The 13,816-nt window shown below is 65.7% G+C and carries 10 protein-coding genes; 2 read left to right on the top strand and 8 right to left on the bottom strand.

All coding sequences use genetic code 11. From position 1 onward, the window contains the following. Positions 1 to 22: 22 nt before the first annotated feature. Positions 23 to 475 carry a UPF0158 family protein gene (locus tag OIU93_RS04325; protein WP_264268851.1) on the top strand — a complete coding sequence of 151 codons (453 nt, stop codon included), beginning with the start codon at positions 23 to 25 and terminating at the stop codon, positions 473 to 475. A gap of 52 nt (positions 476 to 527) precedes the next feature. Here OIU93_RS04325 and OIU93_RS04320 read toward each other — a convergent pair whose 3' ends face one another. The 5 genes from OIU93_RS04320 to OIU93_RS04300 all read right to left on the bottom strand — a co-directional run bounded on the left by OIU93_RS04320 (position 528) and on the right by OIU93_RS04300 (position 8,400). Then, the gene (locus OIU93_RS04320; protein ID WP_264268850.1) at positions 528 to 1,976 is read right to left on the bottom strand and encodes an SLC13 family permease; all 1,449 of its coding nucleotides are present in this window, start codon (positions 1,974 to 1,976) and stop codon (positions 528 to 530) included. 11 nt (positions 1,977 to 1,987) lie between these two features. After that, the gene (locus OIU93_RS04315) at positions 1,988 to 3,103 is read right to left on the bottom strand and encodes a PrpF domain-containing protein (protein ID WP_264268849.1); all 1,116 of its coding nucleotides are present in this window, start codon (positions 3,101 to 3,103) and stop codon (positions 1,988 to 1,990) included. 434 nt (positions 3,104 to 3,537) lie between these two features. Next, entirely contained in the window at positions 3,538 to 3,918 is a 381-nt protein-coding gene (locus OIU93_RS04310; RefSeq protein ID WP_264268848.1) for a universal stress protein, read from the bottom strand. A gap of 23 nt (positions 3,919 to 3,941) precedes the next feature. Then, positions 3,942 to 6,056 carry a tripartite tricarboxylate transporter permease gene (locus OIU93_RS04305; protein WP_264268847.1) on the bottom strand — a complete coding sequence of 705 codons (2,115 nt, stop codon included), beginning with the start codon at positions 6,054 to 6,056 and terminating at the stop codon, positions 3,942 to 3,944. Between the two features lie 10 nt (positions 6,057 to 6,066). Then, complete coding sequence (locus OIU93_RS04300) at positions 6,067 to 8,400, bottom strand: PrpF domain-containing protein (protein WP_264268846.1); 2,334 nt, start codon at positions 8,398 to 8,400, stop codon at positions 6,067 to 6,069. A gap of 271 nt (positions 8,401 to 8,671) precedes the next feature. On the opposite strand from OIU93_RS04300, the gene OIU93_RS04295 reads away from it, so the two are divergent. Further along, positions 8,672 to 9,616 (top strand): LysR family transcriptional regulator, encoded by a 945-nt coding sequence (locus OIU93_RS04295; RefSeq protein WP_264268845.1) that lies wholly within the window; start codon positions 8,672 to 8,674, stop codon positions 9,614 to 9,616. A gap of 15 nt (positions 9,617 to 9,631) precedes the next feature. On the opposite strand, the gene OIU93_RS04290 is transcribed toward OIU93_RS04295, so the two are convergent. Genes OIU93_RS04290 through OIU93_RS04280 form a run of 3 tightly spaced genes read right to left on the bottom strand, consistent with a single transcriptional unit; the run spans position 9,632 to position 13,754 of the window. Then, on the bottom strand, positions 9,632 to 11,092 hold the full coding sequence (locus OIU93_RS04290) for an amidase (RefSeq protein WP_264268844.1): 1,461 nt from the start codon (positions 11,090 to 11,092) through the stop codon (positions 9,632 to 9,634). Next, positions 11,089 to 12,366 (bottom strand): M20 family metallo-hydrolase, encoded by a 1,278-nt coding sequence (locus tag OIU93_RS04285; RefSeq protein ID WP_264268843.1) that lies wholly within the window; start codon positions 12,364 to 12,366, stop codon positions 11,089 to 11,091. Before OIU93_RS04285 ends, OIU93_RS04290 begins: the two co-directional genes overlap by 4 nt. A gap of 56 nt (positions 12,367 to 12,422) precedes the next feature. Further along, positions 12,423 to 13,754, bottom strand: coding sequence for an MFS transporter (locus OIU93_RS04280; protein ID WP_264268842.1), 1,332 nt, complete (start codon positions 13,752 to 13,754; stop codon positions 12,423 to 12,425). Between the last annotated feature and the right edge of the window lie 62 nt (positions 13,755 to 13,816).

Genomic DNA, 13,816 nt, shown 5'->3' with positions numbered 1-13,816 from the left:
CGATCCACTGCAAGGAAGCTAGATGCTGAAACTCGAAGATCTCGATCTGGACATGATCGCCATGGCCATGCAGGATGACGGTTCCTTGGGCGTGGAGTACTACCTCAACACCCTCACGGGCGAGCTTGTCATGGTCGGACTCGACGACGACGACCTCGAGGTCGATTCGGAGGAACTCGAAGACGAGAAGTATGCCGGGGTCGACCGCATTGAATCCTACGAGTCCTACCAGCACATGGAGGATTTCACCCGTTCCCTGGCGGAAGGAAAGGCCCGCGCCGAGCTCGAGCAGGCGTTGATCCGGCACAAGCCGTTCCGCCATTTCAAGGACGTGCTCGGCTTCTTCCCGGAGGAACGCGAAGCCTGGTACAGATTCAAGGACGAGGCCATGCGCCGGGTGGTCATCGAGTGGCTGGTCGGGATCGAGGCCGTAGAGGATCCCGATCCCGCCAGAACCCGCGAAAATCAAGAGTAGGCAGGGACCCTTTCTCGGGCCCCTGCCTACTCTTCGACTGTGAATCGGGTGTTTACATGATCCCGGTGGGAACCAGCAATGCCCAGGTCAGGGCCGGGGCCGCCAGGACGATCCCGCCTGCGTAGTACATCAGCTGCTTGTAGACGCGCTGGCGGTCGTTCTCATGGGCGTTGGCGACGACCAGCGCTCCGGCGGTGGAGAACGGCGAAACATCCACCACGGTTGCGGCGATGGCGATGGCCGCCACCGTGCCGGAGGCGCTCAGCGAGCTGACGGCCAGCAGCGGACCGGCCAGCGGAATGAAGGCGGCCAGCAGTGCGGTGGAGGAAGCGAAGGCCGAGCCGACGCCGATCACGTAGCACAGCACCAGTGCGATCAGGATGGGCGCGCCCAGGGCCAGGGCCTTGTGGGCCAGGGTGTCGATGACGCCAACATGCGTGAGCAGCGAGACGTAGGTGATCATGCCCGCCACCAACAGGACGGTCGACCAGGAGATCCCGGCGACGAACTTTTGCTGCGCCTTGATGTTGAACAGGGCCAGCAGCAATCCGGCGCTCAACGCGACAAAGCCGATAGGCAGACCGAAGCCCAGGGCGCAAACGAGCATCGCGCCGATCAGTGCCAGTGTGAAGATCTGCTGTCCCCGGGGACGGGTGCTGCCCGCGGCGACCTCGGCCATGTGCGCGCTGCCGTCGCCGTCGCGCAGCTTGCCCAGGAGGGCGAACACCACAACGGTCAGCACGGAAAGAATGAGGTTGATGACGAAGCTGGCGACAAAGAGTCCGCCCGGGGAAATGGGGAAGCCGTTTTCCAGCGAGATGTCGTGGACCAGCACACCTGCCACAGACAGCGGCGAGAATCCGCCGGCGTGGGCACCATTGATGATGAACGCGCCCATGAGCACCGGGTGGATCCGCGACTCGTAGGCGAAGCCGATGGCAGCTGGGGCCAGCAGTGCGACTGCCGCCGGGGAGAAGGTGCCCAGCGACGTCAGTGCGGCGGCAACCAGGAAGAACACCCAGGGCAACAACATCGTCTTGCCGCGCACCATGCGCACGCAGCTGCGGACGATGATGTCGATGGTCCCGTTGTGCTGGGCCATGCTGAAGAAGTAGGTGACGCCAATGATGGTCAGCACGATGCTGGCCGGGAAGTCCGCCAGGATCTCCTTGTCGCTCATGCCAAGCATGAAGTAGCCGACGCCGAAGGATGCCACCAGCCCCATCACGCCGATGTTCACTGGCCATTTCGTCGCGACGATAAACATCACGACGAGGATGACCAGCGGGATGATCTGTGTGGAAGTCATGGGCGGCTCCGAATCAGCGGCGGCCGCCGGGGCGAAGATGGCACGCCCCATGACGAGGGCGAGCAGACCGAGGAAGGCGATCGCGGCGACCGAAATAAGCATGACACGGCGCTTGCGGGCCGGTCGCACGGATGACGCTTCGCGAAGGTCGTTCTCTGCCGGTGGAGCTGGCTTCAATGCTGTCTTGGTCATGGTGTGTCTCCTCAGTAACTGGCGCTTGCAAGCGAGGTTTCGGCGGCGCTGCCGATGGCCTCGGGGAGGTGGATGGTGGAACTGGCGATGGTGCGGGCGGTGCGGTCGACGCCGACCAGCAGGGAACCGTCACGTTCCTCGCTCCAGGTCTCGATCACGCCCGCGGGGGTGCGCAGCCGCAGCGTGGCACGCGGCATGGCACCGGTGATGTCGCCCAGCACGGTCCCGGGGGTCTGGGCCGCAAGGGTCAGCGCGATGCTTCCGGTGATGGCCAGCGCCGGGTGGGGCTTGCCCATCGAGAGCATCATGACGTTCACGTCGCACTCCGGATCGGCTGCCGGGGCTCCGACGATGGCGACCTTGGGGATGGCCCTGGCGGCCTCGGCGGGGGTGGCCGCGAGTCCCATGAGCACGGCAGCCTGCCGGCGGATCTTTTCCAGGGTGTCAAGCTGCAGTTCGACTCCGTCGACCCAGGTCTCGTATCGGGCGGTGTCCAGCCCCAGGTCCTCGGCGCGGACAATCACGACCGGCGCCCCTGCGTCCACCATGGACACGGTCCATTGGGTGCCGTCAGCGTCCAGCAAGTCGTTGGCCGCACCGGAGGGCAGCAGGCTGCCGGTGGTCATTCCCGCCGGATCCCGGAAGCCGAGTCCGACCTTGTACCCGGGAAAGACGACGCCGGGCATGTGGGCATCGGGAACGATGGGCAGGGCCCTGCCGGGGGTGGGCACGCGCTGGACGATGATCTGCCCGGTGTTCGTATTCCGGGTGGTGATCAGGGTTGCGTCCCCGGACGGGAGCACCCAGCCCTTCTCGATGGCATACAGTCCCACGACCGCGGAGCAGTTTCCGCAGTTGCTTCCCCAGTCCACGGTGGCCTCTTCGATGCCGACCTGGGCGAAGGTGAATTCCACATCGACCTCGGGGTCGGAGGACCTGTGGAGGATCACTGCCTTGCTGGTCGTCGAGGTTGCCCCTCCGACGCCGTCAATCTGCCGTGAATCGGGGCTGCCGAACATCCGGGGAAGCAGTTCATCGAGATTGGTTGCGGTCGTCTCCAGGTGATCGGTTTCGAAGACCCAGCACTTGCTGGTACCTCCGCGCATCCATTCGGCTTGTATCTTCATCGCAATTCCTACGTCTCGTCGTGCCGCTCATGTGGATCGGGTCATATGAGCCGGGCGTCACAAAACAATAGGCTGGATCACAAATGAAGACCATGTGAATATGATGAAAGAGTATGTAGAAGTGCTTAATTCACTGTGATTACGCCCCTAATGGGCCCAATTGTCGCCCCGGCTAGGGGCCGCAATCGACGTATTGTCGCTAATGCGCTCCGAGATTCCAGAGAATGAACCAAAGATACATCTGGTTGAAGCATTGCTTATCAGAGATGCCGCTTCCGGGGGTCGACCGGCTCGTCACGTTGCGTGATGTATTGCCACAGGGGGCCGGACGCTGCGTGCAATTATGGGAAAGGTCCGCCCGGCTGACGCCGGACGGACCTCTCTTTTCCCCAACGACGGCTAGCTCTGCCGATTTGTCGTGGGGGGCTTTTTGGTTAGACCGCCTTCAAGGTGAGGACCGGGCAGTCTGCCTCGATGAGGATGCGCTGGGCGTGGCTGCCCATGATCAGCTTCCCCACCCTGGAACGACGCCGCAGTCCGAGGACGATCAGGGTGGCATTGGTATCCTGCTGGGTCTGCAGGACCAGGTCGGCGGCATCATGGATGGACGGCGAGCGCGGCACCACCCTGACCCGGCTCGTCCCCTCGCCGGATCCGGCGAGGTCGAGCCCGCTGGTTTCATCCCCGTCGCCGGATCCGTTGCCGTCGATGTTGACAACCACCAGTTCTTCGCCCAGACGGGTCGATTCCTGGTGGGCCCTGGCAACGGCGGCGCGCCCCTCGGGGGTGTCGGTGTAGCAAGCCACAATGGCCATGTTCTTCTCCTTCGTGAAAAAGGTCAGGAAACGAGCTGGCCGAGCCAGCCCTGGGGCAGATCGATGGGCAGCAGGCTTGGCAGCAGCATCAGCACAATGAAGAGGATGCCGGTGTAGATCACCGTGGTCTTGACCCGCGCCCTGGCCACGATGAGCAGGAAGGCCGGGACGAAAATCATCACCGCGGCGAGGTATCCCAACAGTGCGGTCAGGACCAGGAAGCCAACCATCCATCCGAAGGTCTTGAACGCGAAGTGCGTGTCCGCCCGCGGCTTTTCCGTCTCGACAGCAGTGCCGGCCACGGTGGCGAGGTGCTGGGCAGAGCCTTCGAGCGCGGAGCTTCCCCCTGCGGGGACCAAGCTTCCCCCGGGGGTGGCCTCGCCTCGCGGCGGTGTCCCACCCATATCGGCGTTGAACGGAATCTGCGAACGCTTCTTGCGCCACACCCGGATTTCCTGGACCAGGAGTGCCACGGTGAGCAGCAGGCCTGCCCATCCGACCAATTGCGGAACCAACCGCGCCTCGGAGGAGAACTGCGAAGACAGGGCGATGGAACCGATGAACACGATGAGGGCACCGGCGCCCGCACCGAGCGACCAGGTGCTGTTTTTCAGCGGGGCGTCGGCATCGGCCGCGGACTCGAAGCTTGCATCGTCGTCGCTGTCCAGGTTGCGGCGGGCGCGGAACCACTTGAAGATGTTCCAGAGGATCGGCAGCACGAGGATGGCGATGAAGACCATGGTTCCCGGGCGAAGCATCCATTCGAAGCCCTCGTAAAGGCTGTCGGTCAGGAAGTAGTAGCGCTCCAGCGGAATGGCCAGGACGAAGCCGATGAGGAACGGTGCACGCGGGAAGCCTGTTGACTTCAGGACCCAGCCGGCCACGCCAAGCAGGACCATGACCCACAGGTCGCCGAGCTGGCCGCCTTCCTGGAAGGCGCCCAGGAGCATGATGGCGATGAGTCCGGCCGAAAGCACCGCGAAGGGAACCTTGGTGAGGGAGGACAGCGGACGAACGGCGAGGAAGCAGAACAACGCACCGAGCACGGAGGCGATCGCGAACGACCAGACGATCAGGTACATCAGGTCCAGGTGCTCGTTGATGATGGCCGGGCCCGGCTGGATGCCGTAGGTCAGCAGCATTCCCAGGAGCATGGCCGAGGGCACGCCGCCGGGGATGCCGAAGAGCAGGGTCGGGATCAGGTCGCCGGCCTCTACGGAGTTGTTGGCGCTTTCCGGTCCGACGATTCCGCGGGGGTCACCCTTGCCGAACTTGCGCTTGTCCTTGGCGGTGGCCACGGCCTGGCCGTAGGCCAGCCAAGTGCCCGCGGTGGCCCCGACGCCGGGGAGGATGCCGGCCCAGATGCCGATCAGTGATCCGCGAATGACCTGGGACCAGTGGGTGAACCATTCACGGATGCCCGATCCCCACCCGCCGGTGACCTCGATGGGCGCGTCCTCGCCGCGGCGCTGGCTGGCCCGCGATGCGATCTCGGCCAGGCCGAAGATGCCCAGGGCCACGGCGACCAGGGAGAGGCCGTCCCCGAGGAAGAGGCTGCCGAAGGTGAAGCGTTCCTCGGCCGTGGTGGGCGAGGTGCCCATCATGCCCAGCAGCAGGCCGAGCATGCCGGCCACGAGTCCCTTGACGACGTTGCCGCGGGAGAGCACGGCCGCCAGGGCCACGCCGAGAACCGTAAGCATGAACAGCTCGGGGCTGGCGAAGGAAAGAACGAGCGGACGTGCCAGCGGGATGGCGAGCGTGAGGCCCACCGCACCGATGACGCCGCCGGCCATGGAGGAAAGGAACGCCAGGCTCAACGCGCGTTTTGCCTGGCCCTTCCGCGCCATGGAGTAGCCGTCGAGCATGGTGACGGAGGCCGAGGCCGACCCCGGGGCACCGAGCAACACGGCCGAGACGGTGTCCGAGGTGTGGACGACGGCCAGCGCCCCGATGAGCAGGGCGAGCGCGGAAGCCGGTTCCATGCCGAAGGTGACGGGCAGGAGGATGGCGACGGCACCGGTGCCGCCGAGTCCCGGGATGAGACCCATGACAAGTCCCGCCACGACTCCGATGAGGAGCATTAACAGCAACGAGGGGTCCGCCAGGGAGGCCAGTGCGGCCATGGCTGAATCGAGCATGATGGGTCCTTTACTCGACAGTGATGTCGTAGGTGTCGTGCAGCAGGCGCTGCACGTATTGGCGGGTGCTGTCGGTCACCGTGTAGGCCTCGGCAACACGCTGCGGAAGCTGTGCGTCAGCACTGATCGGATAGCCGCCCAGGATCGTGTCGGCCTTGTCATTGAAGGCGGTGTCCTCGGACATCTTGTGGGCCGATTCGCGCAGCAGTTCCACGGCCTTGGCCGGGGTTCCCGCCGGTGCCCACAGTCCCTTTTGGTAGGTGTAGGTCAGGCCCAGGAGCGTCTTGTAGGCTTCGAGCTTCTCCCCCGCCGGCTCGGTTCCGTGGATTTCCTTGTAGGCCTCCACCACTGTGGGCACGTCGGGGAAGTTCGGGTCCCTGGCAACGTTGCCCTGGGCGTCAAGCTGTCCGAAGGACATCAGCACGGTGGCTTTGTCCTCCTCGACGATGCCCTTCACGGCCGAGGCGTAGGAGCTGGTGGTCGTGTAGTCGATGTCCACCTCGCCACGCTGGAGGGCCAGGTTGACCGGGCCGCGTCCTTCGAAGCCGAAGGTTGCGGTGGTCTCGGCCTCCAGCAGGTCGAAGGCCACCAGGGTGGTCAGGTCCAGCCCGGTGGCGCTGATGCCGCCGAAGACCAACGGCTTGTCGCGGTCCACCAGGTCGGACAGGCCGTTCACGCCGGCTCCGGTGCGGCCATAGATGACGCCTCCGGTGCCGTTGACCAGGATGGGTGTGAGCTCGTCGAAGGAGTATTTCACCGCATCGCGGCCGAGCACCCAGGGAACGACGGTGCTGGCGGTGCTGACCAGTAGCTCCGTGCCGTTGTCTCGGGCCGAGGTGGCGAAGTGGTTGGATCCGGTGATCCCCTCGCCGCCGGACTCGTTGGTCGGGGCGAAGCCCGGGGTGCCGGGAATGAAGTGGACCATTTCCGAGCCGATGAAGCGTGCCCAGGTATCGGTGCCGCCACCCTCGGCCAGCGGGATGGTGAGCTCGATCGTCTCGCCGGCGAAGTCGCCGTCCTCCGTGGTCGCCGGAGGGTTCAACAGGCTTCCGCCGAAGATGGTGGTGCTTAGGCCGAGCGCGGCGAAGAGGCCGACGGCCGAGAGCACCGAGCGCCGGGAATGCCGGGGCGGATCGGGAAGCTGGACGTGCCGTGGCAGCGCTGCCACGTCGTCGAGCTCGGGTTCTGGAGGGGTGGGCATGATGTTCTCCTTCGGTGTGGACGGGGAGTGCGCCGCGTCGGATCCGCGGGAAGGGATGGGCAGCGTGGCCCGCGCAAGTACGCGGGCGGTTCGCGTGGAGCCGACGACGTCGCTGCCCTCGAGGGTGCGCCGCCAGGTGGAAACGATGCCCGCCGGGGTGCGGATCTTCAGGTCCTGCCCCGCCGGGGCGGCGAGGGCGCGAAACACGACGCTGTCCGGGGTGCCTGCCGCAATGGTCAGTCCCACGCTGCCGGTGATGGCCAGCGCGGGGTGCGGATTGCCCATGGAGAGCATCATGATCTGCACGGCGGCTTCCTCGGACGGATCGGCAGATGCATCGAGCGGACCGGCGATGGCCAACTTCGGGACGGCCCGCGCGGCACTTTCGGGGCTGGGGGCCAGGCCCATGGCCACGGCGCCGGCCCGGCGGATCGCGTCGAGGCGCTCCAGCTCGGGAAGGACCTCCAGCTGCCAGTTCCCAAACGGGATCCCGGCAAGGCCGGCTGTTGCCGGGGAAATAATGACCAGCGGGGCGCCGGCGTCCAGCAGCGTGGCTTCGACTTCCACGCCCTGGACCTCCAGGACATCCACCGGGTTCCCGGTCGGCAGGAGCGAACCGGTGGTCCGCCCGGCCGGGTCGACGAATCCGAGACCCACCGCGGTGCCCGGGAAGGGTACACCCGGGATGTGGGTGTCCAGTTGCGGATCCCAGCGGCAGTCGGGGGTGGAAACGCGCTGCAGGATCAACTGGCCGGTGTTGGTGTTGCGGGTCCGCACCAGCGTTTCGCCGGGATGGGGCCGGACCCAGCCCTGGTCCAAGGCGTAGGGGGCCACGACGGCCGAGCAGTTGCCGCAGTTGCTTCCCCAGTCGACCCTGCCTTCGTCGATACCGACCTGGGCGAACGTGTACTCGACGTCGACGTCGGGATCGGAGGAGGGCGAAAGGATGACGGCCTTGCTGGTCGTCGAGGTGCCCCCGCCCACGCCGTCGATCTGCCGGGGGTCCGGACTGCCGTAGAGCCGCAGCAGTGTTTCATCGAGGGTGTAGCCGGGGACATCGAGGGAATCGCGTTCAAAGACCCAGCATTTGCTGGTCCCTCCCCTCATCCACACCGCGGGTACCACATGGGTCATGGTTTTCATCTGCCGTCCAAGTCGATACGAGTGAAGCGCCGGTGTGACTGCCGGCACATGTTTCTCTACCCATGGTGAGATGTGTGTGCTTGAATTACCATTTACAAAAAGTCGAGCATCATGTATAAATGCTTCATTCGTTGATTAGATTTGCCCGGAGCGGTCACCGAAGACATTCCTTGATCACCTTGTGGCACCGTCGGTACGGCCAGACATCACGAGTGTCAAGCGAAAATCAGCACAACTACAGATACCTGAAGCACTGCTACAAGGAGAGACGATGCTGGATGTAAAGAGACTTCAGGTTTTACTAAGAGTCGTTGAGACGGGGTCGGTTAGCGCCGCCGCCGACGAGCTCTTCTACACGCCCTCGGCCGTTTCCCAGCAGCTGCGGAAGCTCGAGGAGGAGGTCGGGCAGCCGTTGCTGCGGCGCCGGTCGCGCGGAATGGTCCCGACGGATGCGGGCCACGTGCTCGCCGGCCACGCCCGGACGATCTTGCATCAGATGGATGCGGCGATGGCAGACCTGGCCCAACTGGCCAGCGTCGGCGGCGGCAGCCTGAACCTCGGGACATTCCCCACGCTCGGGGGCTCATTCCTGCCCCTGGTCATCAGCCGGTTCCGCAGCCAATACCCGGCGATCAAATTGCACGTGACCAGCAGCCGCCTCGATGGCCTGCTCGAGTTGCTCGCGCGCGGGGAATTGGGCCTCAGCCTCCTGTGGGAGTATGAGTGGAACCCCTTGGATCCCAAGAAGTTCGACTTGCTTCCGGTGTTCGAAGAGCCGACCGTTCTCCTGGTGGGAGCGGAGCACGCGCTGGCGCAGCGCGGCGAGGTGTCGATGGCCGATCTCGGCGCGGAGCAGTGGATCGTTCGGGCACACAACCATCCGGTGGGCGAGGTGCTGCAGCGCTCGGCCAACGCGGCGGGGTTCTCCCCGCGCATCTCATTCCAGGCGAACGACTACCAGGAAGCCCAGGCAATGGTCAGCGTGGGGCTCGGCATCGCCCTGGCGCCGCTGAGCGCCGTTGTCATCAAGCACCCCGGAGTCCAGGTCCTGCGACTGGGCGACAGTGCGCCGTCCCGGCGGGTGCTGCTGGCGCAGAGGCACGACCGGGTGCGGGCCCCAGCCGAGGTGGCATTCCAGTCATTGCTGCTGCGCGTGGCGGAGGAATGGGAGCGCGACTTTGTTTCGTCGGCGGACGCGGAGCTGGGGCACGCCTGACGCGGGGTGCCCGGGCTACCCCAGGAGTGGGAAACCCGGTCCGGGAACCAGGGATTCCACAGCCGCGGCCACGCGGAAGGCCATGGCCTCGTCGAAGGGATGGCCGATGACCTGCACGCCGGTGGGCACCGAATCGTTTGACATCCCGCTGGGAACGGCAACGACCGGGCAGCGGTTGGCGACATTGAACGCGCTGGTCAGATGGGCCTCCCAATAGTGGCCCAGGTGCCCGCGGGCGGTGTCGATGCCGTCGAGGTAGTCCCCGTCGGCGGCCAGCGAAGCCACGGCCGAGGTCGGGCACAACAGCGCATCGAGCCCCGCCATCGCCGCGGCCAGCTCGGCCTGAAGCACGTGGTCCATGGCCAGGGAATCGAGAAGCGAGTGCCGCTGGGCAGCCTCGGCAGCGTCCTTGATGAACCGGGCCGTGTAGGCCGCCAGCTCCCACTCAGTCCCTGCGGTTTCCGTTGCCATGGCCGGGCCCAAGATGTGCCCGAAGTGGGCGAATGTTGTCTCGGTGATGCGCGCAGTGGTCCACGGCAAGTCAACCGGCACGACCACGGCTCCCGCGGCTTCCAGTGCCCGGGCAACCTTGAGGGTGTTTTCTCGGATCTCCGCTGCCACGGGGTAGTTGCCCAGCGTGAGCGACAGCCCGATGCGCAACCCCGCAACATCCCCCGCGGCGAGCGGGTTGAGGCCGTTCTCGCCCCAGGATCCGTGATCGGTGTGGTGGCGTCCGGACATGACGCCGGCCAGCAGCGCGGTGTCTGCAACGGTGCGCCCCATTGGCCCGTCGCCGCGGTACCGGTCGGCCGCCAGCACGCCGGCCCCCGGGATCCGGCCATAGGGTGCTTTGTAGCCCACGGTCCCGGTGAACCCGGCCGGAATGCGGGTGGACCCGGCGATGTCCGAGGCAGTGGCCAGCGTGGTGAACCCGGCGGCCAGTGCCGCCCCGGAGCCTCCGGAGGATCCCCCGGGGGTGGCCCGCGTGTTCCACGGATTCCGGGTGACCCCCCACATGGGCGAGTGCGTCGTGGTGGCACAGCTGAACTCGGGGCTCGTGGTGCGGGCGTGGATGATCCCGCCGGCGGCCTTGAGGCGCTCCACCACGGGGTGGTCGACAGGCGCAATGCGTCCGCGGTGGGCGGCCAGGCCCTGCTCGAGCTTGAGCCCGGCGATCCCGTGCTTTTCCTTGGTGGCCACGGTCAGCCCCAGCAGCGCGGGGACGACCCCGCCCTCCCGCGCCAGCCGCACGTACTGATCCGCCGCGACACGTGCCTGCGCGCGGGCGGAGTCAAAGAGCGTCTCGGTAAATGCATTGATGCCGGTCTCCCGGTCGCCGTTGTGCTCCTGGATCCGCTGGATCTGCGCCTCGAGGACCTCCACGGGCGAGATTTCCAGGGACCGGAAACCTGCGAGGGCCTCGGTTGCAGGCAATAGCGCCAGCGAGTCCACGGCGATGGCTACGCCCGGGGTCACGCGGCACCGACCTTGGAGAGTTCCTGTTCGGTCGAGTCGATTGGGGCCAGCGCGCCATTGACCATTTCCCGGGCCACGGATTCCAGCGCCTTCACCCCGGCCACCATGTCGGCATCGGTGGTGAATTCGCGTTCGCAGTGGCTCACCCCGTCGACCGACGGAATGAACATCATCACGGTGGGGACGATGCGGTTCATGGCTACCGAGTCGTGTCCGGCCATGGTGCGGATCCGGCGCACCGAAAGGCCCAGGTTCGCGGCGACCTTCTCGGTCAGTTCCAGCCCGTCCTCGGGGTAGTACTGGATGCCGCGCACGTCGAAGTCGTTGACGTTGATCCGGATGTCGTGCTCCTGGGCGATCTGAGCAATGTCCGCCAGCAGCGAGGCCCGGGCCTCGGCGACGATCTCCGGGCTTGCCGAACGCAGGTCCGCGACCAGGTGCACCCGGCGGGCCACCACGATCGGGGAGTTCGGTTCCAGGGTCAGCTGGCCGACCGAGGACACCAAGGCCTCGGGGGCGAACTTCTGGGTGACATCGTGGACCAACAGCACCACCTTGGAGGCGGCCACCAGCGCGTCGTGGCGGTCGGCCATGGCCGTAGCCCCGGTGTGCGACTGCTCGCCTAGCACCTCGATGTCCAGTTTCTGGGTGTGCCAGGAGTAGTCGACGGCTCCGAGGGTGATGCCCTCGCGCTCCAGGATCCTGCCCTGCTCGATGTGGATCTCCGCATAGCCGGCAAGGTCCGGGCGTTCGTCGGTGCCCAGGTAGCCGATGGTTTCCAACGCCTGCGCGACGGAGGTCCCGGCCAGGTCCTTGACGGCGAGCATCTTCTCCTGGTCCATCAGCCCGGCGAAGACCGAGGAACCCATGATGGAGGGGGCAAAGCGTCCGCCCTCCTCGTTGAACCAATTGACGACGGCCAGGTTGAAGACCGGGATGGTGCCCGTGGCGGCCAGGGATTCGGCCACGCGTTCGGCGGCGTGCAGACCCGCCAGCACCCCATAGGCCCCGTCGAAGCGCCCGCCCAGCGGCTGGGAATCCAGGTGGGATCCGAGCAGGATGTACGGGGCCCCCGGAACCAGCTCGATCAGGGCGAACATGTTCCCGATCCCGTCGACGCGCACCTCCCAGTTTCGTTCCTTGGCGAAGGCGGCAAACCAGTCGCGGGTTGCTTTGTCGGCCTCGGTGGCGGCCTGGCGCTCGACGCCGTTATTCTCGGTGGCACCGATGGCGGCGACGTGGTGGAAATCGGTCAGGAATGTTGCATCGCTCATGGGGGTGGGTGCTCCTTGCAGTGGTTCGGTGGTTCGCGTGGGGTGTTGGACAGTGGTCAGCCGACGCGGTGGTGGGTCTCCGGGACCTTGGTGAGGGTCAACAGCAGGAACACGATCACCGCTGCACCCGCCATGTAGTAACCCGGTGCCGCACTCAGTCCGGTCTGGGAAACCAGGAAGGTTCCGACAAAGGGCGCGGATCCACCGAAGATCGCGTAGCCGACGTTGTAGCTGATGGCGGCCGAGGTGAAGCGGGTGCGGGTGGTGAATATTTCGACGAAGAAGGTGTAGCAGCCGCCGCCGTAGATGCACATCGGGACCACGAAGAGCAGCTGGCCGGCAATGGCCAGGGGCAGCGAGCCGGAGGTGACGAGCATGAAGCACGGAATGGACAGCAGGGCCAGTGCCGCGGAGCCCGCGATCAACATCGGCTTGCGGCCCACTTTGTCGCCGATGATCCCGCCGACCGGCAGCAGCAATGCGTAGAAGAGCATGGCCGTGGCGTTGGCCAGCAGCGACTGGTCACGGCTGAGGTTTCCGGTGACCTGGACGTAGGAAACGAAGTAGCCCGAGAGGAAGTAGAAGCCCATGGCGGTCAGGCCCATCACGAAGATGACCTGCAGCATGCGGACCTTGTTCTCGGCGAAGGCCTCACGAATGGGGCTGTATTCCTTGGAGGTTTCCTTGGCCAACACGGCCTTGAAGGCCTCGGATTCCTCGGTCTTGGCGCGGATCCACAGTCCAAAGAAGGCCATGGGCAGGGCCAGTAGGAACGGGATGCGCCAGCCCCAGGACATGAATGCCTCGGAGGACATGGAGCTGGAGAGCACCAGGATCAACGTGCCACCGAAGACCGAGGGCAGCGCGGTGGCGGCCAGGGTGATGTTGAGCCAGAAGCCGCGCTTGTTGATCGGTGCGTGTTCGAAGACGAAGGCCGGGGCCCCGACTGATTCGCCGCCGGCGGAGAACCCCTGGATCATGCGGCAGAGCACGAGCAAGATGGGGGCAGCTGCGCCGATGGCCGCGTGGGTGGGCAGCAGGCCGATCATCGCGGTGGCCGCACCGATGGACAGCAGGGTGATGAACAGGACCTTGCGGCGCCCGATCTTGTCCCCCAGCGCCCCGAAGAACAGTCCGCCCAGCGGGCGGACCAGGAAGGCGACGCCGAAGGTTGCGAAGGTTGCCAGCAGGCCTGCCAATGCACTGGTGCCGGGGAAGAAGAGCTGGGAGAGCACGACCGCGGAAAGTCCGTACAGGGTGAAGTCGTAGAACTCAATGAACTGCCCGATGCTGCCGCCGGCGAGCACCCGCTTTTGCATGCCGTTGGCTGCCTTGTGGCCTTGGCGAAGTCTTGCCTGCGGTTCCTGGGATTGGATCTCGGTCTTCATCGACGCTCCTGAGTGTGCGGTCCGCTTGCCCCATTGGCTCAAGCGGCGGCTTTGATGTTTAC

Source organism: Paeniglutamicibacter sp. ZC-3 (assembly GCF_025847175.2).
GTDB classification, from domain to species: domain Bacteria; phylum Actinomycetota; class Actinomycetes; order Actinomycetales; family Micrococcaceae; genus Paeniglutamicibacter; species Paeniglutamicibacter sulfureus.
This window is presented reverse-complemented; position numbering and strand designations above follow the sequence as displayed.

Coding starts and splice junctions, on each gene's coding strand:
- OIU93_RS04325 (WP_264268851.1), top strand. CDS start 23: ATGCTGAAACTCGAAGATCTCGATCTGGACATGATCGCCATGGCCATG.
- OIU93_RS04320 (WP_264268850.1), bottom strand. CDS start 1,976: ATGACCAAGACAGCATTGAAGCCAGCTCCACCGGCAGAGAACGACCTT.
- OIU93_RS04315 (WP_264268849.1), bottom strand. CDS start 3,103: ATGAAGATACAAGCCGAATGGATGCGCGGAGGTACCAGCAAGTGCTGG.
- OIU93_RS04310 (WP_264268848.1), bottom strand. CDS start 3,918: ATGGCCATTGTGGCTTGCTACACCGACACCCCCGAGGGGCGCGCCGCC.
- OIU93_RS04305 (WP_264268847.1), bottom strand. CDS start 6,056: ATGCTCGATTCAGCCATGGCCGCACTGGCCTCCCTGGCGGACCCCTCG.
- OIU93_RS04300 (WP_264268846.1), bottom strand. CDS start 8,400: ATGAAAACCATGACCCATGTGGTACCCGCGGTGTGGATGAGGGGAGGG.
- OIU93_RS04295 (WP_264268845.1), top strand. CDS start 8,672: ATGCTGGATGTAAAGAGACTTCAGGTTTTACTAAGAGTCGTTGAGACG.
- OIU93_RS04285 (WP_264268843.1), bottom strand. CDS start 12,366: ATGAGCGATGCAACATTCCTGACCGATTTCCACCACGTCGCCGCCATC.
- OIU93_RS04280 (WP_264268842.1), bottom strand. CDS start 13,754: ATGAAGACCGAGATCCAATCCCAGGAACCGCAGGCAAGACTTCGCCAA.